We start from the raw sequence: 20,089 nt of genomic DNA on the forward strand, positions 1-20,089 counted from the left end.
GAACCCTCGCGGGAAGGAGCTTCGAATGGACTCGGCGCGGCTAGAGGACATGGACGCGGCGGCCCTCTTCCTGTCGGACCTGCGCAGCGTCTCCCTCTTCACCGATGTAGACCCCGAGGAGGCCGAGCGGCTGCGCGGCGAGTCCTCGTACATGGAGCTCCAGCCCCAGGAGTGGTTGGGCCGCGAGGGAGAGCCCGCCGCCTTCTTCCTCATCCTGGAGGGGGAGCTGCGCATCACCCGGACGATGGGCGGCGTGGAGATGCTGGTCGCGGTGTTCCGTGCCGGCGAGTTCTTCGGGGAGGTGCCGCTGCTGCTCGGCCAGCGCTTCCTCGCCAGCAGCCGCGCCATCTCGCGCTGCCGGCTGATGCGGCTCAGCCACCAGGCTTTCTGGCGGATGCTCGCGGAGTGCCCCACCGCGAACCGGGAGATTCTCCGGACGATGGCCGAGCGCATGAAGACGCTCCAGTCCATCTCGCTCCAGCAGGAGAAGCTGGCGTCGCTCGGGACGCTGGCGGCGGGGCTGGCCCATGAGCTGAACAACCCCGCCTCGGCGGTGATGCGCGGCGTGCGCGAACTGGGAGAACGGCTGGGTGAGCTGCCCTCGCTGGTGCTCTCCCTGGACTGCCGCACGCTGTCCGAGCCCCAGGTGCGAGCGCTGGAGTCTCGCGCCGCGCTGGAGCCCGTCGCCCGCAGTCCCCTGGACCGGGGCGACGCGGAGGACGCGCTGGCGCGGTGGCTGAGCGCGCGCGGCGTGGAGGACGCGTGGGTGCTGGCACCTGAGCTGGTGGAGGCGGGCCTGTCGCTCGAACGACTGGAGCATGAGCTGGAGTCGCTCGATGGCGAGGTGCTGAAGGGCACGCTGCGCTGGGTGGCCGCATCGCGCGGAATCTCGGTGCTGCTCGACGAGGTGGGGCAGGCGGGTGGACGCATCGCCGCGCTGGTGAACGCGGCCCGCGCGTACACGTACCTGGATGAAGCGCCGCTGCAGCGCGTGGATGTGCACGACGGACTGGAGAGCACCCTGGCCGTGCTGGCGCATCGGCTGCGCGGGGTGAAGGTGGAGCGGGACTACGACAGGCGCCTGCCGCCCATCACCGCCTATGGCACGGAGCTGAACCAGGTGTGGACCAGCCTCATCGAGAACGCGGCCGATGCCATCAAGCAGAACGGCGGGGGAACGCTGACGCTGCGCACGCACGGCGACGGGGACCACGTGGTGGTGGAGGTGGTGGACGACGGGCCCGGCATCCCCGAGGACGTCCTGCCCCGCATCTTCGACCCGTTCTTCACCACCAAGGGCGTGGGCGAGGGCACGGGCCTGGGGCTGAGCGTCACCCACCGCGTCGTGTCCCTGCTGCACCGGGGCGAAGTGGCCGTCACCTCACGGCCGGGCGAGACGCGCTTCCGGGTCCGCCTGCCCCTGAAGCTCGACGGCGCCTTCATCCCCGAGCCCGCACGACCGCGCACGTCCGCCCCACCACGTCCAGCTCCGGAGGTCGAGGCGCTGCGCGGCGCATAGCCGTGTCACCCCGGCCGAGGAGCCTCCAGCGGCAGCCTCACCTGGAAGGACGTGCGTCCGGGCTTCGACTCCACGCGCACGTCGCCGTGGTGCTTGTCCACGACGACGCGGCGGGTGATGTCCAGGCCGAGTCCGGTCCCATGGCCCATGGGCTTGGTGGTGAAGAAGGGCTCCCAGATGCGCGGCAGCAAATCGGGCGGGACGCCGGGCCCGTCGTCCACCACCTCCACGAGCAGGAAGTCGCCGTCCTTCGCGGTGCGCACGGTGAGGTGGCCCTTGCCGCCCATGGCGTCGATGGCGTTGTCGACGAGGTTGGTCCACACGTGGTTCAGCATGCCGGGCAGGGCCTGGACGCGCGGCAAGCCGCGGTCGTACTCGCGCTTCACCTCGACGCCGTGCTTCAGCTTGTAGTTGAGCAAGAGCAGCGTGTTCTCCAGGCCCTCGTGCACGTCCACGGCCTCGGGCTGCTCCTTGCCCGCATGGGTGTACGACTTCACCGCGCCCGCCAGCTCCGACAGGCGCGTGGTGCTCTGCTTCACCTCCGCGAGCAGCGCCCGCGTGCGCACCAGCGCCTCCAGCCACGCGAGCGAGTCCGGCAGCGCGTCGGCGGGGAGCGCCTGGGCAATCGCCTCCAGCTTCTCCTGGCCAATGGCCGCGTCCAGCAGCGTGGGGGCCAAATCCCACGCGTTCACCACGCCGCGCGCATCCATCCACGTCGCGAGCGCGTCCTCCGCGTCACCGCGCGCCAGCGGGTCCATGTCCCGGGTGGCGCCCCGGCCCTGGCTCTGTCGGCAGGTGCGCAGGAGGAGCAGGCGCTGCGCCTCCGTCAGCTTCCAGCGCTCCAGCGCGAGGGACAAGTCTTCCTGCGCGTCCATGGCCAGGGTGAGCTGCTCGGTGGCGCGGCGGCCCGCGGAGGCGGGGTTGTTCATCTCGTGCGCGAGCCCCGCCGCATGACGCCCGAGCGCGGCCAGCTTCTCCTGGCGCAGCAGCGTGCCTTCCAGACATCGCAGCCGCTCCTGAGGCTCCTTCACGTCCGCGGACACGTCACACCTCACTCAGGTATTGGTGGATGAAGGAGATGGCGATGGAGCCCTCGCCCACGCCGGACGCCACGCGCTTGATGGAGGCATGGCGCACGTCGCCCGCGGCGAAGATGCCCGGCACGCTCGTCTCCAGGAGGAACGGCGGCCGGTCCGGCTTCCAGCCCTTGGGGCGCTGGCCTCCGGGCATCAGGTCCGGTCCGGTGAGGACGTAGCCTCGCGCGTCCCGGGCCACCAGGCCGTCCAGCCACTCCGTCCGGGGCACGGCGCCAATCATCACGAACATCGTGCTGGCGGGCACGGTGCGCTCGGGCTGTCCCCGCGTGGCCAGGGTGACGCGCTCCAGGTGGGCGGTGCCCTCCACGCGCGTCACCTCGGTGTCGAGCAGCACGGTGACGTTGGGCAGGGAGCGCACCTGCTCGACGAGGTAGTGGGACATGCCCCGCTCCAGCGAGTCGCCGCGCACCACCAGCGTCACCTGGCGGGCGAACTGCGCGAAGTAGAGCGCGGCCTGTCCCGCCGAGTTGGCGCCGCCGATGATGAAGACATCCTCTTCCTTGCAGGACACGGCCTCGGTGCGCGACGAGCCGTAATAGACGCCCGCGCCGGTGAGCGCCTCCATGCCGGGCGTCTCCAGCTTCTTCCATTGCACGCCCATGGCGAGCAGCAGCGCGTGACAGCTCAGCTCCGTCCCGTCCGCCAGGGTGACGATGCGGTACGGGTCCTCCACGCGCAGGCCGCTCACCTCCTGGGGCGTGAGGATTTCCACCCCGAAGCGCGCTGCCTGCGCCACCGCGCGCCGCGCCAGGTCTCCACCGCTCAGGCCCGCGGGGAAGCCCAGGTAGTTCTCGATGCGCGAGCTGGTGCCCGCCTGTCCCCCTGGCGCGCTGCGCTCCACCATGACGGTGCTCAGGCCCTCGGACGCGCCGTACACGGCGGCGGCGAGCCCCGCGGGACCTCCGCCGATGATGACCAGGTCATAGAAGGGCTTGGTGGCGCGGACCTTCAAGCCGATGCGCTCGGCCACCTCCAGCGTCGAGGGGCCCATCAGCCGCGTGCCATCCGGGAAGAGGACCAGGGGCAGCTTCTCCACGGCCGCGCCGCCGGCCTGGGCGAGCAGGAGTCGGCCCTCGTCGCTGCCCTCCACGTCGAGCCATTGATAGGGCACCTGGTTGCTGCCCAGGAAGTCCCGCAGCGCGTGGGAGCGGGGCGCCCAGCGGTTGCCGAGCACGCGGATGCCCTCGAAGGTCGGCGGGTGGTGGGCCCACCATTCCTCCAGCAGGTCCGTCAGCACCGGATAGAGGCGCTCCTCGGGAGGCTCCCACGGCTTGAGCAGGTAGTGGTCCAGGTGCACTTCGTTGATGGCGTGGATGGCGGCCTGCGTGTCGGCGTAGGCGGTGAGCAGCACGCGCCGGGCCTCGTCGTAGAGCGTCTTGGCCTGCTCCAGGAACTCCACGCCGGACATGCCCGGCATGCGCTGGTCGACGAGGAAGAGCGCCACCGGGTCTCCGCGCAGCCGCAGCTGCCGCACCGTCTCCAGCGCGGCCTCACCCCGGTCGGCGCTCAGCACGCGGTACTCGCGGCCGTATTGCCGCCGCAGGTCACGCTCCACCGCGCGCAGCACTTCCGTGTCGTCGTCCACCGCGAGGATGACGGGCTTGGCCATGCGGTTCGCTCCCCCTTGGGGGAGAACGCACCAGACGGGTCAAGTCCTCCAGGCGGACGGACGGGTCCTGGGTGGACTGCTCGGAGCCCTGGCGTCAGCGAGCGCCCGCGAGGCGGGCTACGGCGGGGGACAGAGCGGGGAGGCCTCGTCGTTGTGGCCCACGAAGCGCTCTTCCAGCGGGCCGGTGTGGACGGCCTCCGCCAGCGCGACGGCGTGACAGTTGGGCAGCTTCGGGTTGCTGTTGATGGAGAAGCTGCCCCGGACCACCTCCAACGAGTCGAGCTTGAGCTCGGCGAGGAGCGGATTTTTCCGAAGGGTCAGCGAGGCCATGGAGCGGATGTTGTGCAGCCCGTTCAGGCTGGCCAGCACGCGGTTCTCTTCTACGTGCAAATGGCTCAGGGACTCCATCGTGGCGAAGGCGGACAAATCATTGAGCTGCGCGTTGCTGCTGATGAAGAGCCCTCCTTGCAGGGCTCGCAGGCGCTCCAGTCCCATGATTCTCCTCAGTGCCGAATTGCTGACGATGTTGAAGTCTCCGTCAACGGCGTCCAGTGACGGCAGGGGACCCAAGGACGCCAACTCCGCGTTGCCATCGATGAAGAGACCGCCCGTACTGACAAGGGCAGGGAGCGTGAGGCTCGTGAGTCCGTTGTTGTTCATCACGGAGAACCCCCGTCCGACGGACACGAGTTCCGCCATCCCCATCATGTTCATCACCGAGCGATTGCTTTCGATGATGACGTCGTGGCCGACCGTCTGGAGCTTGCCCACGCCCAGGGAACTCAACGCGGGATTGTTGATGATTTCGAGGGAGCCGCTGACGTGGACGAGCCTGCTGAAGGACAGGTTGCCCAACGAGCCGTTGTCCTGGATGTGGAGGTCGCCCGCGAGGCTGTCCACGAAGTGGAAGGTGACCTGTTCTCGCAGGAGCGCGTTGCTCGTCAGCTTCAGGCTCCACCGAGGTGCGACGGAGGTCAGTCCCACCAGGCTGGTCAACAGCGGGGATTTGTCCACCGTCAGGCTTCCTTCCACCCGAACCGGGAAGGAGGGGGGCTGGGTGCTGGAGCCGACCTTCGCGATGGCGAGGATGGCGTTGTCCGAGAACGTCAGGTCATCCCGGACGTAACGGAGGGCGGGCAGCTCCACCCGGTTGAGTTTCGGGTTGGCCACGACCTTCAGCGTGCCCTCCACGAACTCCAACCCAGGAAGGACCACTTCTCGGAGTTCGGGCGAGGAGATGATGAGCCCACCCCGGATGCGGGAGATGGCCTGCAGCGCCGCGATGTCCGAGTCATCCCGCAGCTCGTAGATGCCCTCATACGTGGCGGCGGGCTGACAGAGGAGTGAGGTGCCGAGGACTTCGGCCCCCTGCAGCTCATTGTCCTGGTCCGTATCTCCGCCGGACGCGACGGTGATGCCACCGGAGAGACAGTTCACACCAGGGAGCTCCACCTGGTGACGCCACAGGATGGGCGCGTCCGGGTCGCAGAAGCGGCTCACGGCCCGGACCTCGCCATCGTCGAGCACTCCGTTGGCGTTCAAGTCCGCTCCGGACTCCACGGCGTAGACCGCCTGATTGCCGCAGTCGTCCTCCGCACGGATGCCCAGCAGCTCCACCCGAGAAAGCACGGGCGCGGGTTCATTGCAGCCGTACGCCTCCCGGGAGATTTCGGTGTCCTCCAGGACGCCATTGCCGTTCGAGTCACTCCCCGCGTGGGTGACCTGGCCCCCCTTGGGACAGGCCTCGCTGGGAGCCACCGACCGCGTGCGCACCAGTACGCCCGGGAAGGCCGTGGCGCAGACGTACTCGGTGGCCGTCACCTCCTCGGTGTCGTCGAGCACGCCATCCAGGTCCGCGTCGATGCCCGTCTCCACCGCGCGTCCGCCGTGCTCGCACCGGACGCTCGCGGGCTCCTCCCGCGTGCGCTGCGCGGCGCGTGGGAGCGCCGTGGCGCAGAAGTACTCGATGCTGTCCGCCTCGTCGTCGGACAGCTGCCCATCGTCATTCTCATCCGAGCCCGCGAGCAGCGCCTCCCCGCCGTGCGCGCAGTGCTCTCCAGGGGGCACCGGCGCCCTGCGGGTGAGCGTCGCGTGAGGCTCGAGGAAGTCGTCGATGCGAATCGCATCGCAGCCTCCGAGTAGGAGCAGCGGCACGGCCCAGGTCCATCGCATCGGAGTTGCTCCGCGCCGCTTCTCGGGGTGTGGCGTCATGGACAGGTGGCCTGGTCGTCGTTGCCCGCCACGAAGAGCAGGTGTGACGGACCCGTGTAGAACCGTGTCGCGAACGCCTGGGCCTGGCAGGTGGGAAGCCGTGGGTTGCGCCGGAGGGCCAGATAGTCGGTCACCTGACGCACCTTGCCCAGCTCCAGTCGCGTCAGGTTGGCATTGTCCTCCACGAACATCGAGCCGACGGTGCTCAGGCTCGACAAGTCCTCGAGGCCGAGCAGGGCATCGCAGTCCCGGACGGTGAGCCCCTTCAGTTGCTCCAGCTTCGACAGCCCATGCAGCGCAGTCAGCTTGGGGTTCCTGCTGAAGGTGAGATAGCCGCTGTTCACGAGCGCCGGCATGTTGCCCACCGTCGCCAGCCGCGCGTGGGAGTCCACGTGGAACTCCCCGTCCATGCTCTTGAGGAAGGGCATGCCCCCCAAGTACGTCATGGCGTCGTTGCGGTAGAAGTAGATGCCGCCTCCCACCTGCCAGAGGTTGTCCAGGCCCACGGAGGAGATCATCCGCTCGTTCTCTCGCACCACCAGCACGGTGGAGATGACCTGGAGCGAGAACAGCCCCTGGAGGCTGAGCAGAGACGCGTTGCCCTTCACCATCAGCTGCCCTCCGATGAACGTCAGCGCCGTCCCCGACAGCGAGAGGAGGCTGGCGTTGTCCTCGATGAGCACGTCTCCGCCCACGCTCACCAGGTTCGGCAGAGGCAGCATCTCCAGCGCGCCATTGCCGCGGATGTCCACCGTCCCATCGAGGAACTGGATGGCGTCCAGCCCCTGGTAGGGCCGCTGCGTGAGGACGGCATTCTGAATCAGCCGGACGCCGCCGCGAGGGACCACGGTGCGCAGGCCGTCCAGGCTCGTCAGCCGGGCGTTGTCCTCCACGGTCAGGTCCGTGGACACCCAGAGCTTTTCGTCGTTCGCGCCTCCGACCTTCAGCGTCTCCAGCGCGTCGTTGCCGCGAATCACCAGCCCCTGGCCGATGAAGCGCAACCCGGGCAGCTCCAGGCGCGTGAGGGAGGGGTTGCCCTCGATGACGACGGCGCCATCGACGACCTCCAGCGAGGGCAGTCGCATCTGGGCCATGGACGGACCGCCGCCCCGGAACTGGAGGGTGCCTCGGATGCGGCCGATGCCCTGGAGCACGGCGAGGTCCGTGTCGTCCTGGACCAGGAAGTCGCCCTCGAAGGTCTGCCTGTCCCGGCAGAGGGCGCTGGAGGCGAGGACCTCCGAGGCGTCCAGCTGCGTGTCGGCGTTCTGGTCCACGCCCGCGAGGACGCGCGTGCCTCCCACCGCGCAGCGCGCGCCCGCCGGCTCCCAGTCCAGCTCCACCAGCAGCAGCGGCTCTGGTGCGCAGAGGGTGAGCGTGGTCCGCACCTCGTCATCGTCGAGGTTCTTGTCGCCGTTCTCGTCCGGCCCCGCGTCGACGAGGGTGAGCGTGGCGGGCTCGGGACAGGAGGGCAGGGGCGTGCCGGCGGCGCGCACCCGCGTGAGGATGGGCGCGTCGGTGACGGGCCAGCAGGAGTACACCTCGCGGTCGACCTCCTCCGCGTCCAGGAGGCCGTTGCCGTTCACATCGCGCCCGGCACGGGTGACCTGACCACCCCCCAGGCACCGCGTCCCGAAGGGCACCGGCTCCACGGTGACCAGCAGCTCGCCAGGGTCGAGGCAGTGGACCTCGGTGCTCGTCACCTCGTCCTCGTCGAGCACCTCGTTCCCGTTGGTGTCCGTGCCCACCGACACCACCTGTCCCCCGAGGGGACAGCGCTCACCCGGAGGTTCCGTGACGGAGTGCGAGAGCGGGGGGAACTGCTTCAGCAGCTCGCTCAAGCGCAGGGCTTCACAGCCCGTCACCCAGGGCAGCAGGGCCAGCCAGAACCATCTCATCGAGTGCGTCCTTCAAGGGGCCACGCGTCCGACGCGGTCCTCGGGTCCTCGGGCGGAAGCACCGGTGCCGCGCAGGAGGCCGTGTCGTCGTTGCCCCGGATGTTCTTCTCCGTCCCGATGAACACCCGGTCCGCGAAGGCGTTGGCCAGGCACGTGGGCAGCGCCGGGTTCCAGACGATGTCCAGCGCGAGGCGCACCTCCTGGAGACCGTCCAGCCCGAGCCGCTGCAGCGTGGGATTGGAGTCCACCTTGAGCCTCGTCAGGGACTTGAGGTGATTGAGCCCGTCCAGGTGCTTGAGCGCCGGGTTCCCCGTCACCTCCAGCTCTCCGATGCTCGCGAGGTTGCCCAGCCCCGACACGTCGTTCAGCACCGCGTTCTCGACGAGCGCCAGTCGCGGCAGGGAGGACAAGATGGGGAAGTTCCCCAGGTGCGTCAGCGCCTTGTTGCGCGTCAGGTCGAACCGGCCGTGGATGGCCGTCAACTGTGGGAAGTCGCAGGCCGTCAGGGCGTCGTTGTCGGCCAGGTACAGCCAGCTCACGCTGTGCAGCTCGCCCAGCCCCGACGTGGACACCAGGGCGTCGTTGTCCGTCACGTACAAGCCCTCCTGAATCGTCCGGAGCACGGGCAGGCCCGACAGGTCGGTCAGCGAGGCGTTCTGGAAGAGGGTGAGCGTGTTGCCGACCGTCTCCAGTTGCACCAGCTCCAGCGTGGCCAGCGCGGGGTTCTCTCTGATGGCGATGGAGCCACCCACCCGCTTCAGGGCCCCGAAGGGCAGTCGGGTCAGCTTCGCGTTGCCGACGACATCGAGTGAGCCGGGCAGCTCCGTGAGGCTCCACGCGGCCGAGCTGGTGAGGGAGTCATTGTCGAGCAAGGACAGGTTGCCTCGGGGCTTCACGTTCTTCAGTCCATCCAGGCTGGCGAGTCGCGGGTTCTGCTGCACGAACAGCTCCCCCTCCACCCACACGGTGCTCAGCTCCGTCGTGATTCCCAGCGTCAGCGTCTCCAGCTCCGGATTCGAGTAGGCGGTGACGCCGCCGCGCACGAAGCGCAGCCCGCCCAGCTCCAGGCGCTTCAGGGCCGTGTTGCCGCCCACGAGCAGCTCGCCTTCCACCGAGGTGAGCGAGGGCAGGAAGATTTGGGTCAGCGCGGTGTCTTGGATGCGCAGCGAGCCGTGGACGCGGGAGATGGAGCGCAGCACCTCGAGGTCCACCGCGTCGTGCACGTAGAAGTCGCCGGTGAACGTGTGCTCGGAGAGGCACACGTAGGTGCGCGTGGCCACCTCGGAGTCCTCGAGGAGGCCATTTCCATTCGTGTCGGTGCCCACGTTGAGGCGCGTGCCTCCCGAGGGGCAGCGGACTCCGGGAAACTCGGCTTGTGAGCGCACGCGGACCGTGGACACGGAAGCGCAGACGATGGCCTGCGCGCGGCGCTCCGTGTCACCCAGCGCTCCATCGCCATCCAGGTCCGGTCCCGCTTCCACGAGGGTGGTTCCCTCATCACAGGCGAGGGGATACGCGTCCTGGTTGCTCACGCGGTACACCACGGCGGAGGAGTCCCGGCAGGTGAGGAACTCCTGGTTGACCTCCGCGTCTTCCAGCAGCCCGTTGCCATCCGCGTCCATTCCCGCGCGAAGGCGCTGTCCCCCCAGCGGGCAGTCCGTCCCCGGGGAGAGCGTCTGCGTCACCACGAGCACCCGCGGTGGCGGGAAACAGTCGTACCGGGTGTTGCTCACCTCGTTGTCGTCCAGGACGCCGTCGTCGTTCAGGTCCAGGCCCGTGCGCACGCGCCGTCCGCCGTGCTCACAGGTGTCCCCGGCGGGCTCGGTCTCGGAGCGGGACAGGGCGTCATGCTGGCGGACGAGCTGCCCAAGGTCGATTCCGTCACAGCCCGCGGCCAGCAAGAGCAGCGTCATCCAGAGACATCGCATCACGAGCGCTCTTCCCCCGGGCTGGACGGTGTCAGCGTCTCAGCGCCAGCTCGAGGCCTAACATCCGGTCCCACTTGTCGTCACCGTCCAGCGTGACGCGGTCCGCGGCGACCGTGGCCGCCAGTCTCAGCTTCAGGCCGAGCAGCCGCCCCGCCACGCCCGCCGCCACGTGGGTCGTCAGCAGCGTCGGGTCCCACATGCGTTTGGTCGGCGACGAGACGCCCAGCACGCCCCAGCCCAGTCCCGCCTCCAGGAACAGCGGCGTGCGCACCCCGTCCCGCAGGCCCAGCAGTCCTTGCACCGTGGTGCGGTGCGTGCGGATGCCCTCGAACGCCACCGGCATCAGCGAGTAGGAGGCGCGCGCGCCGTAGTACAGGTGCGGCCGGGTGTCGCTGCGCCAGGAGAGGCTCGGGCCGGTGGAGAACGCGCTCAGCCCCAGCGGGGCCTGGTGCCCCATGAGGCCCACCTCCCAGGAGGAGAGGGCGGAGGGGCTGGACATGGCGAACCGCCGGGACACGAAGTCGCCGCCAGCGGCCGGAGGAAAGGCGCGGGAGAAGTCCACCGGCACCAGCCCCGAGGCGGCCACGTACTGGTCATAGAAGTCCTTGTCGAGCGGCACCGCGAACAGGCCCCGGCGCAGGGCCTCCTCGGCGGGGCCGCGCTCCTGCAGCTCGCGCGGCTTCAGGTCCGGAACCAGGTCCTGGGACAGCTCCGCCAGCGTGACGCGGGCCTCGCTGGTGGGCGTGCGCAGCCAGTACACGTCGCGCTCCGGCAGCCGCAGCATCACGTACTGGTCCTCGGAGCGCCGTACGTCCGCCAGGCGCCGCCCGTCCGCGTCCTCCACGGAGATGCGCGAGTGCCCGAAGCCGGTGGACAGGGTGATGCTGGGGCCACTGGGGGCGCCGCCGACGAGGGGCCGGCGGGGGGAGCCCGTGGGCGCGAAGGCGTGGATGCTCAGCCGCGCGGGCAGGCCCTTGACGCCCTGCAGCGACGCGGAGACGAACGCGCCCAGCTCGCTGTACTCCACCTGGCCGTCGCCGTTGATGTCGGCTGCGCCCAAGAGGCCCGAGCGCGCCACGTGGCTGAAGACGCCCGCGCGGATGCGGGACCACTCGTGCGTCTCCCCGTCGTCGCTCTCCGCGAAGACGGCGCCCACGGAGGGCCGGGTGGCCAGTTGCTCGCGCGCGAGCATGCCGCGCAGCTCCGCCAGCACCGCCGAGTCCGTCTGACCGCCCCGGCTGCCCACGACGCCGGAGGCGCGACAGGCGTCGACGATGAGGTGCACGTAGTCGGCGCCCAGCGGGTCCACCACGTCCGCGTAGAGGCTCGCCTTGTCCAGCCGGCCTCCCGCCAGGGTGAAGTAGGCGCGGCCCGCCTCGTCCGTGTTGCCGTGGCCCACGTACACCACGAGCACGTCCGTCTCGCGGCCCAGCTCGTCGTCGGCGAGGCTGGCGGCGCGCAGGCGGGCCACCTCGCGCTTCACCTCTTCGGGCGTGGGCGGGCGCGCGCCCGCGAGCACCGGCCGGCCCCCCGCGAGCGTGGACGCGTCCGGGTCCACCAGCAGCGTCGTCTCCACCCCCAGCCGCTGGAGCGTCTCCGCCCACAGCACGCCGTCGTCGTCCGCGAAACGCAGCGCGGGCAGCGACGGGTCGTCGCTGCCGTTGTGGGCAATCACGAGCGCTCGGCGGACCAGGGCCTCGGCCGAGGCGTCGCGTGCGGCGAAGAGCGCGGCGACCCCGAGGAGCACTCCCAATTTCTTCATGGCCCCTCCTCTACCCTCAGCGCCTGCTTGAGCACCACTGCGCCCTCTCGCTCTTCCCCACGCAAGGCCGCCAGGGCCGCGGACGGGCTGTCGGCGAACGCCGCGGTCACCTCCGCCTCTCCCACCGTCTCTGGAAGCGGCACCGTCAGCTCCAGGGGCGCCTCCTTGCCTGGTGCACCGGACAACACGAAGGGACCGGCGGTCAGCTCCGCGCGCTGGGTGCCTCTCACCTGGAGGGCGATATGCGTGTACGGCGTCTGCCCGCCCGCCGCGAAGGCCAGCATGGCGCCGGCCGGGCAGGCTTCACCCGAGTGCAGCTCCCGCAGGGGCTGGCCCGGGGTGGCGCAGAAGATGCGCAGCGCCACGCCAGGGGGTGGGGTGCCCAGGCCCCGAGCGCGGAACTCGTCGGTCAGGGCGGGCGACAGCACCATGGCGGCGACGACCGCGGTCAACGCGCCCGCGAGCGCCACCATCGACGGCCAGTGCGAGGGCGTGGGCAGGGGCGCCGCCGCGGCGAGCGCCGCTTCCAGTCCGCCTTCGGTCAGCGCGAGCCGCTCCATGGAGGAGGGCGCGTCCAGCGATTCCTCGAGGGCGCGATGGGCCTGGGCCCAGCGCTCGTAGAGCGGTCCACACCGGTGGCAGACGTGGGCATGGCGCAGCAGGCGGGCCGCCTGGGGCGCGGGCAGGTCTCCCTGGGACCAGCGCGGCAGGCTGGCGTCGATGTGTCGCTCGTACCACCTCATGATGGGATGCTCCCTATTGCGCACAGGGCCAGGGTGGCCAGGAGGACGCCCAGCTCCATGCGCCCGGGCTCGGCCGCCATGTCCATCCAGCCCGAGGACTTCAGGTGCTCGGTGAACTGCGTGCGCAGTCGCCGCTCGCGCACGCGAACCTCGCCTCGGGTGAGTTGGAGCCGCTCGGCGGCGGCCTCCTGCGACAGCCCTTCGACGAAGCGAAGCTGCGCCAGCGCGCGGCCTTCCTCGGACTGCGTCTCCAGGAAGCGGCGCACCAGCGTCCGGACCTCGGTGCCGAGCGCCTCTTCCTCCGGGTTGCGCCCCTCGTTGGGCAGCTGGGTCAGCTCCGGTGCCTCGTCCAGCGAGACGGCTTCCCGCGCCACCCGTCCCGCCGCGCGCATCAGGTCGATGGCCGTCGAGCGCGCCACTGTCAGCAGGAACCCCAGGTACGGCCTCACGCCGTCATAGGCCTGCCGCATGTTGGGACGAAACGCGCGCACGAAGGTCTCCTGATGGGCCGCGTCCAAATCCAGCGCGGACAGGGACACGGTGCGCGTGGCCCCTCCGTCCGCGGCCACGGAGAAGCGCCGCGAGAGGTAGCGCAGCACCTCTGGCGAGTAGACGCGGTACACCTGCGTGAGGACGGACGCATCCCCACGGCGGAAGGACTCCAGGACGGAACGGTCATTGCCTGGCAGCACGGTCTCTCCGACCCCACGCGAGCCGGCCCGGGCCCAATGCCCGGCCAGCCGTCACCCTTGAAAGGGATACGGAGCTTGCTCGCGAAATGGGTTGTCCACCTCAACGAAGAGGCGCTGGATTCCTTGCGGCGCCTCTCGGAAATAGTTGTCGGGACGCGGTCTTATGTCCCCTAACTATTTTTCGGTCCCCACCTTGGGCGTGGGGGAGGGGACACCCGGAGGGGGCTCCAGGGAGCCCAGGGGTGAGGTGGACCCCTGGTAGTCCTGCGGCCGTACCAGCTTTGGAGGGTCGGCCGCTCGACGCCGTGCTGGCGTCGAGCGGACTTCATCGCCGACGAATCAGAACGCCGAGCCGTTCACGCGGGTGCCAGGAGAGGCGCTCGAGGAGGACAGCGTGTTGTGCGGCACCCAGCTCCCCGCGGCCGAGCCGTCCGGGCTCCGGTTGTAGGAGAGGCCCTGGGTGGCGTCCCTGTACTTGCCCTTGTCCTGCTCGGAGCCGTCCGGGCGGACGAGGAACGCGGTGTCGCCGGTGCTGCCGGTGTTTTCGCCCCGGTTGAAGCGCAGCCCGTCGCCGCCGTTGGCGTAGGCCACGTTGGGCACGCCCGAGGGCACTCCCGACGCGCCGGAGTAGACGGTGTAGACCTTGCCCGGCTGGAGCATCGTCCCCGAGGGGAACACGTGCCGCGCGGGCCTGTCGCCCCGCCGCGACTCCTCGTCGTGGATGGAGTAGCCACCCAGGTCCACGGCCGTGGCGCCGGTGTTGAGGACCTCCACGAACGTCCTGTCGTAGTCCGGCGTGCTCGTCCCGGAGATGTTGTTCGGCTGGGGCAGGTACTCATTGATGAACAGCGTGGGCACCGGCCGGTTCAAGAGGAACACGTTGTCGCTCGCGTCGGTGAGGGTGGCGTCCTGCGCGTCGCTGATGCGCACCTTCGCCGCGCCGGACTCCACCGCGGGCACCGTCCAGGCGTACGTGGAGGGCGTCGCGGGCACGGAGGCGGCGATTTCGCTCCACGTGAGGCCGTCATCCACGGAGTACTGCAGCCGCACCGTGCTCACCCCGGCCGCCGTCCAGGTGATGTTGAACGTGTTGCCCGCGCTGAGCGACTCCCCGCCGTTGGGCGCGATGAGCCTCACGTCGTGCGCCACCACCTGCCCGAAGTTGTAGCGGCTGACGATGGGGTAGTGGTCCGACGTGGTGGAGCCGTAGCTGGTGATGGCCGGCCGAATCACCGCCGCCGAGTTGGGGACGTAGTTCGCCAGCATCTCGTTGCTGACGAGCTGGTGGTCGATGAACGTGCTGTAGCTCACCGTGGAGGCGACGCCGTCCAGCGACATGGCCTGGGTGACGAAGGTGTAGCGCGCCGTGTCGTTCACGAAGTCGCGGTAGGGCGTGTCGAACTTCTGCCCCCCCGTGCCGGGGTTCGTGGTGGTGGACTCGTCCACGTCGTCGTTCCAGTCACCCACCACCATCACCCGCTGCGTGGGCAGGTTGAAGTCCAGGTACTCCTTGAGGTGCTGCCCCGCCGCGAGCCGCCGCGCGTAGTCGTCCGCCGTGGCCATGGCCTTCATGTGCAGCACCAGCACCGTCAGGTCCACGCTGGAGGTGCCCCGGGTGATGCGCAGGTCCACGCGCAACGGCGGCCGGCTGGCGAAGTCGTAGTCGTACTCGCCCAGGACGATTTGCGCCTGACGCACCTCCACCAGCCCCGTCCTGTAGAGCAGTCCCACCTTCTGCTCGTTGAACGAGTAGTAGTTGGAGCCGGACGTCACGGAGGGGTCATTGGCCAGGAAGCCCGAGTAGCTGCCCAGGTTGGACTTCAGCTTGTTGAACTCCGTCGTGTTGACCATCTCCCCCAGGCCCCACACGTCCACCTTCGTATCCGTGAGGACGGTCGTCACGTTGGCCAGCTGGAGCGCGTCGTCCGCCGGGCTCTCCGTGGGCGAGCCGAACCACTCGATGTTCCAGTTGCCCACCGACAGGGGGAAGCTCGTCGGCGTCCCTCCGTCCGGGAGGCCCGTGCCCGTCTTCACCTCCACGGAGAAGCGGCCCTCCACCCTCACGCCGCTGGCGTCCTCCACCCGCAGGGTGAAGGTCTGCGTGCCCACCAGCTCCGCGGTGCCCGTCAGCTCGCCGTCCTGGGTCAGCGACAGGCCCAAGGGCAGCGAGCCCGCCACCACGGAGAACTTCAGCGGCAGCCGCCCGCCCGTCACGCCGAAGGTGTGCGTGTAGCCGTTGCCGGTGAACGCGGGGAGCGGCGCGGTGTTGGAGAGCAGCGGCGCCGGCCACACCTTGAGGCTGTACGTGCGCGCATCCTGGCTCTTCTCCACGTCCCGCACGCTCACCCGGAGGGAGAACTCCCCGGAGGCGCTCGCGGGGCCGGTGAGCTTCGCGTCGGCCGAATAGAAGGAGAAGCCCGGGGGCGGCTCCGTCTCCAGCGTGTAGCTCATGGGCGCGGTGCCGCCGGTGGCCGTCAGGCGCACTTCGTACGCGGCGCCCACCGTGGTGTCGGTCAGCTCGGTGGTCGGGAGCTTGGGCCCCCCGCCGGGAGCATCGTGATTGCTTCCCGAACAGGCGCTCAAGACAGCCAGGAGGACGAGCATCCCGGCGGCGCGGACGAAAGACATGGATGTGGACTCCAACAGGGCGGGCCCTCGGCCGGACCCGCATTTGAAACGAGACACTCTAGCGAAATCCTGGTTGCGCGACGATGACGCCCTCGGACGCGGCCCTGGCAAGGAGGAAGTCGCGCCGCGTTGGAACGGCAATGGCCGTCCGCGTTGTCCGTGACATATTCAAGAGTCGCGGGAACCATGGGGGGCTGCCGCCGCCCGAAGAGAGGACACGCGCAATGGCCGAGAAGTGGGACAAGCAGCTGATGGAGTTCCTCAAGCGCACCGGTGACGAGCTCAAGCGCACGACCGACGACCTTCGCGGCGAGGCGCAGCGCCTCCTCAAGGAAGTGAAGGACCCGGACAAGCAGGCCAAGGTGAAGGAAGGCCTGGAGCAGCTGCGCACCTGGGCGGCCAGCACCACCAAGGTGGCGGCGGAGAAGATTGAGACGGCCGTGCGCCAGGTCGAGGGCGCCGTGGAGCGCGCCTTCCATTCGGAGGACGAGGCCGGGGCCACCGCGAAGCCGCCCGCTGGAAAGAAGGCCAAGGGTGCGCCCGCCTCCCGCGCGAGCACCGCCGAGGCCGCTCCCGCCGAGGCTCCGGCTCCGAAGGCCGCGCCCCGCGCCGCGAAGAAGGCGGCGGGCAACAAGTCCATCGGCCGCGCCAAGAAGGCGGGCGGGCAGGCGGCGAAGAAGGCGGCTCCGGCTTCCAAGGCTCCGGCTTCCAAGAAGACGATGGGCCGCGCCAAGAAGCCCACCGCCGGAGCGTGAAGTTCCGCTCCGCCTGAAGCGGGCCCGCACCTGCTTCAGGTCTGGATTCCGTGAGTCGTTCCCGCTTGTTGGAACGGTGTGCGGCGCGTGAGATAGTGCGCGCCGTGGCCGGCTCCAGCGATAAGGACAGCATCCAGGCGGAAATCGGGCAGGACGTCATCGACGCGGCGGTCCGCAGTGTCGAACGTCACATGGAGGATGACGAGGTAACCGTCATCGAGGTGGAGGCCCCCCAGGCCCCCACCTCTGACGAGGACCCCGCCTCTTCCCCCGAGGTTTCCGTGATTTCCGATGACCCCGTGGCGACTCCGGCGACAGCCGAAGAGGTCGCCGCCTTGCGCGCGGAGGTGGACTCGCTCAAGGCGCAAGTCGAGTTCAGCCAGGCCAAGGGCCGGGAGACGATGGACCGGCTGCGCGAGGCGCACGAGCGCGCGAAGGAAGCGCAGGAGCGCATGGTCCGCGCCGCCGCGGACCTGGAGAACTACCGCAAGCGCGCGCAGAAGGAGAAGGAGGAGGTCCAGCGCTTCGGCTCGGAGAAGCTGCTCAAGGACCTGCTCCCGGTGATGGACAACATGGACCGCGCGCTCGAGGCGGCGGCCAAGTCCCCCGATATCGACAGCTTCCAGAAGGGCGTGGCCATGACGCGCAAGTCCTTCGAGGACGCGCTCGGGCGCCACGGCGTGAAGTCCTTCAGCGCCAAGGGCCAGCCGTTCGACCCGCGCATGCACGAGGCCATCCAGCAGGTGGAGACGGCGGACGTGCCCGTGGGCCACGTGGCCTTCGAGGTCGTGCGCGGCTTCTTCCTCAACGAGCGGCTGGTGCGTCCGGCCCTCGTCGTCGTCGCGCGCGCGCCCGAGGCCGCGCCCGTCGTCGAAGCCGCGTCCGCGGCGGAGACCACGTCAACCACGCCGGCCGAGTCCGTGGAGGCGCCGTCCTCGCCGGACGGTGAGCCTCTCGCCGAGGCACACGCGCCGCAGTCGGACAGCACTTCCGGGGGGAGTCAGTAAGCATCATGGGCAAGGTGATTGGAATCGACCTCGGGACGACCAACTCGTGCGTCGCCGTCATGGAAGGCGGCGAGCCGGTGGTCATCCCCAACAGCGAGGGCAGCCGCACCACGCCTTCGATGGTGGGCTTCACGGACTCCGGTGAGCGGCTGGTGGGCCAGATTGCCAAGCGGCAGGCCATCACCAACCCGGAGAACACCGTCTTCGCGGTGAAGCGGCTCATCGGCCGCAAGTTCGACTCGCCGGAGGCGAAGAAGGCCATCAGCGTCAGCTCGTTCAAGGTGGCCACCAGCCCCAACGGCGACGCGTGGGTGGAGATTCGCGGCAAGGGCCACAGCCCGCCGGAGGTCTCCGCCATCATCCTGATGAAGATGAAGCAGACGGCGGAGGACTACCTCGGCGAGCCCGTCACCGAGGCGGTCGTCACCGTCCCCGCGTACTTCAACGACAGCCAGCGTCAGGCCACCAAGGACGCCGGCCGCATCGCCGGCCTCAACGTCCTGCGCATCATCAACGAGCCCACCGCGGCGGCGCTCGCCTACGGCCTGGACAAGGTGAAGGACGGCGGCACCGAGCGCGTCGCCGTCTACGACCTGGGCGGCGGCACGTTCGATATCTCCATCCTGGAGCTGACCGCCGGCGTGTTCGAGGTGAAGAGCACCAACGGCGACACGTTCCTGGGCGGCGAGGACTTCGACCAGCGGCTCATCGACTACCTGGCCAAGCGCTTCGCCGAGCAGAACAACGGGTTGGACCTGCGCAAGGACCGCATGGCGCTCCAGCGGCTCAAGGAGGCCGCCGAGCGCGCCAAGCACGAGCTGTCCAGCGCGCCGGAGACGGAGGTGAACCTGCCGTTCATCACCGCGGATGCGTCCGGCCCCAAGCACCTGACGGAGACGGTGGACCGCTCCACGTTCGAGGCGCTGGTGGCGGACCTCATCGACCGCACCATCGAGCCCTGCAAGATTGCCCTGAAGGACGCGGGCATGAGCGCGCAGCACGTCAACCAGGTGCTCCTCGTCGGCGGCATGACGCGCATGCCGCGCGTGCAGCAGAAGGTGCGGGAGTTCTTCGGCAAGGAGCCCCACAAGGGCATCAACCCGGACGAAGTCGTGGCCGTGGGCGCGGCCATCCAGGGTGGCGTGCTCAAGGGCGAGGTGAAGGACGTCCTCCTGTTGGACGTCACGCCGCTGTCCCTGGGCGTGGAGACGGCGGGCGGCGTCTTCACCAAAATCATCGACAAGAACACCACCATCCCCTGCAAGAAGAGCCAGGTGTTCTCCACCGCGGTGGACAACCAGCCGCTGGTGAGCGTGCACGTCCTCCAGGGCGAGCGCGAGATGGCGGCGGACAACAAGACGCTGGCGCGCTTCGAACTGGTGGGCATCCCCCCGGCGCCGCGCGGCGTGCCCCAGATTGAGGTGTCCTTCGACATCGACGCCAACGGCATCGTCCACGTCAGCGCCAAGGACCTGGGCACCGGCAAGGTCCAGCAGGTGCGCGTGGTGAGCAACTCCGGTCTGTCGGAGGCGGAAATCCAGGGGATGATTTCCGACGCGCAGTCGCACGCGACCGACGACAAGAAGAAGAAGGAGCTGGCGGAGCTGCGCAACAACGCCGACGGCCTCATCTACACGACGGAGAAGAGCCTGGAGGAGTACGCCAGCCTCCTGTCGGAGAAGGACCGCGAGGAGATTCGCACGGACCTGGAGCGGCTCAAGGGCATGCTCAACACCTCCGACGCGGTGGCTCTCAAGGAGGGCTTCCAGCGCCTGGAGGGCAGCGCCTACCGCATCGCCGACGCCATCTACACCGGCCAGGCGAGCTGAGGCGGCACCTCCGGATTCCGGACCGGGGGCGTGCAATCATCCGCGTGCGTCGCGCGTAGGTGAAGCACCCCCTGTCCGTTTCGAGGTAGCGAGTCATGGATCCAGTCGAAGGCGTGGTGATGGTGCTGGTGGTGGCGATGACGTGCGGCATCCCCCTGCTCGGGTTGACGCTGCGCTTCTCGCTCAAGCCGGTGCTGGAGGCCTTCATCCGGCTGCGCGAGGCCCAGCTCGGCCAGCAGCCGGACACGGCGATGCTCCGGGCGCGCGTGGCCCACCTGGAGCACGTGCTGGAGGTCCATGGCCTCATCGACGACCGCCGCTCCGTATCGCTGCCCTCGGGCACCTCCGAGCGGGTGTCCAGTAGCGTGTCCTTGAAGGACCGCGAGCGCGTCTAGCGGCAACCCCAGACTACCC

Annotated in this window: 14 protein-coding genes; 5 read left to right on the top strand and 9 right to left on the bottom strand. The window is 69.5% G+C overall.

Annotated features, from left to right (window positions below; genetic code table 11):
* The first annotated feature begins 25 nt into the window (after positions 1-25).
* The gene (locus tag ACN469_RS38460; RefSeq protein WP_498776468.1) at positions 26-1,519 is read left to right on the top strand and encodes a sensor histidine kinase; all 1,494 of its coding nucleotides are present in this window, start codon (positions 26-28) and stop codon (positions 1,517-1,519) included.
* A gap of 5 nt (positions 1,520-1,524) precedes the next feature.
* Here ACN469_RS38460 and ACN469_RS38465 read toward each other — a convergent pair whose 3' ends face one another.
* From ACN469_RS38465 to ACN469_RS38505, 9 genes are all read right to left on the bottom strand, one after another.
* Positions 1,525-2,562: a sensor histidine kinase gene (locus tag ACN469_RS38465; RefSeq protein WP_498776470.1), complete on the bottom strand. Its 1,038-nt coding sequence runs from the start codon at positions 2,560-2,562 to the stop codon at positions 1,525-1,527.
* Between the two features lies 1 nt (position 2,563).
* Entirely contained in the window at positions 2,564-4,225 is a 1,662-nt protein-coding gene (locus ACN469_RS38470; RefSeq protein WP_498776472.1) for an FAD-dependent oxidoreductase, read from the bottom strand.
* A gap of 117 nt (positions 4,226-4,342) precedes the next feature.
* Positions 4,343-6,397, bottom strand: a complete 2,055-nt coding sequence (locus ACN469_RS38475) for a DUF7151 family protein (RefSeq protein ID WP_498776474.1) — start codon at positions 6,395-6,397, stop codon at positions 4,343-4,345.
* A 35-nt stretch (positions 6,398-6,432) separates the two neighbouring features.
* Positions 6,433-8,331 (bottom strand): DUF7151 family protein, encoded by a 1,899-nt coding sequence (locus ACN469_RS38480; RefSeq protein ID WP_498776476.1) that lies wholly within the window; start codon positions 8,329-8,331, stop codon positions 6,433-6,435.
* A complete protein-coding gene (locus ACN469_RS38485; RefSeq protein WP_498776478.1) occupies positions 8,328-10,259 on the bottom strand; it encodes a DUF7151 family protein in 1,932 nt (643 codons plus the stop codon). Before ACN469_RS38485 ends, ACN469_RS38480 begins: the two co-directional genes overlap by 4 nt.
* Before the next feature lie 31 nt (positions 10,260-10,290).
* Complete coding sequence (locus ACN469_RS38490) at positions 10,291-12,021, bottom strand: caspase family protein (RefSeq protein ID WP_498776480.1); 1,731 nt, start codon at positions 12,019-12,021, stop codon at positions 10,291-10,293.
* Complete coding sequence (locus ACN469_RS38495) at positions 12,018-12,764, bottom strand: hypothetical protein (RefSeq protein ID WP_498776482.1); 747 nt, start codon at positions 12,762-12,764, stop codon at positions 12,018-12,020. The genes ACN469_RS38490 and ACN469_RS38495 overlap by 4 nt, the downstream gene beginning before the upstream one ends.
* Positions 12,761-13,456 (bottom strand): RNA polymerase sigma factor, encoded by a 696-nt coding sequence (locus ACN469_RS38500; RefSeq protein WP_498776484.1) that lies wholly within the window; start codon positions 13,454-13,456, stop codon positions 12,761-12,763. The genes ACN469_RS38495 and ACN469_RS38500 overlap by 4 nt, the downstream gene beginning before the upstream one ends.
* 339 nt (positions 13,457-13,795) lie before the next feature.
* Positions 13,796-16,084 (bottom strand): lamin tail domain-containing protein, encoded by a 2,289-nt coding sequence (locus ACN469_RS38505; protein ID WP_498776486.1) that lies wholly within the window; start codon positions 16,082-16,084, stop codon positions 13,796-13,798.
* Between the two features lie 224 nt (positions 16,085-16,308).
* Here ACN469_RS38505 and ACN469_RS38510 point away from each other — a divergent pair, with 224 nt between their 5' ends.
* From ACN469_RS38510 to ACN469_RS38525, 4 genes are all read left to right on the top strand, one after another.
* A complete protein-coding gene (locus tag ACN469_RS38510; RefSeq protein ID WP_498776488.1) occupies positions 16,309-16,839 on the top strand; it encodes a transcriptional regulator in 531 nt (176 codons plus the stop codon).
* 95 nt (positions 16,840-16,934) lie between these two features.
* On the top strand, positions 16,935-17,846 hold the full coding sequence (gene grpE / locus ACN469_RS38515; RefSeq protein WP_498776643.1) for a nucleotide exchange factor GrpE: 912 nt from the start codon (positions 16,935-16,937) through the stop codon (positions 17,844-17,846).
* Positions 17,847-17,851: 5 nt separating this feature from the next.
* Positions 17,852-19,675: a molecular chaperone DnaK gene (gene dnaK, locus ACN469_RS38520; protein ID WP_498776490.1), complete on the top strand. Its 1,824-nt coding sequence runs from the start codon at positions 17,852-17,854 to the stop codon at positions 19,673-19,675.
* A gap of 95 nt (positions 19,676-19,770) precedes the next feature.
* Positions 19,771-20,070: a hypothetical protein gene (locus ACN469_RS38525; protein WP_498776492.1), complete on the top strand. Its 300-nt coding sequence runs from the start codon at positions 19,771-19,773 to the stop codon at positions 20,068-20,070.
* Positions 20,071-20,089 lie beyond the last annotated feature (19 nt).

The sequence above is a fragment of the Corallococcus terminator genome, assembly GCF_049194865.1.
Taxonomy (GTDB): Bacteria; Myxococcota; Myxococcia; order Myxococcales; family Myxococcaceae; genus Myxococcus; species Myxococcus terminator_A.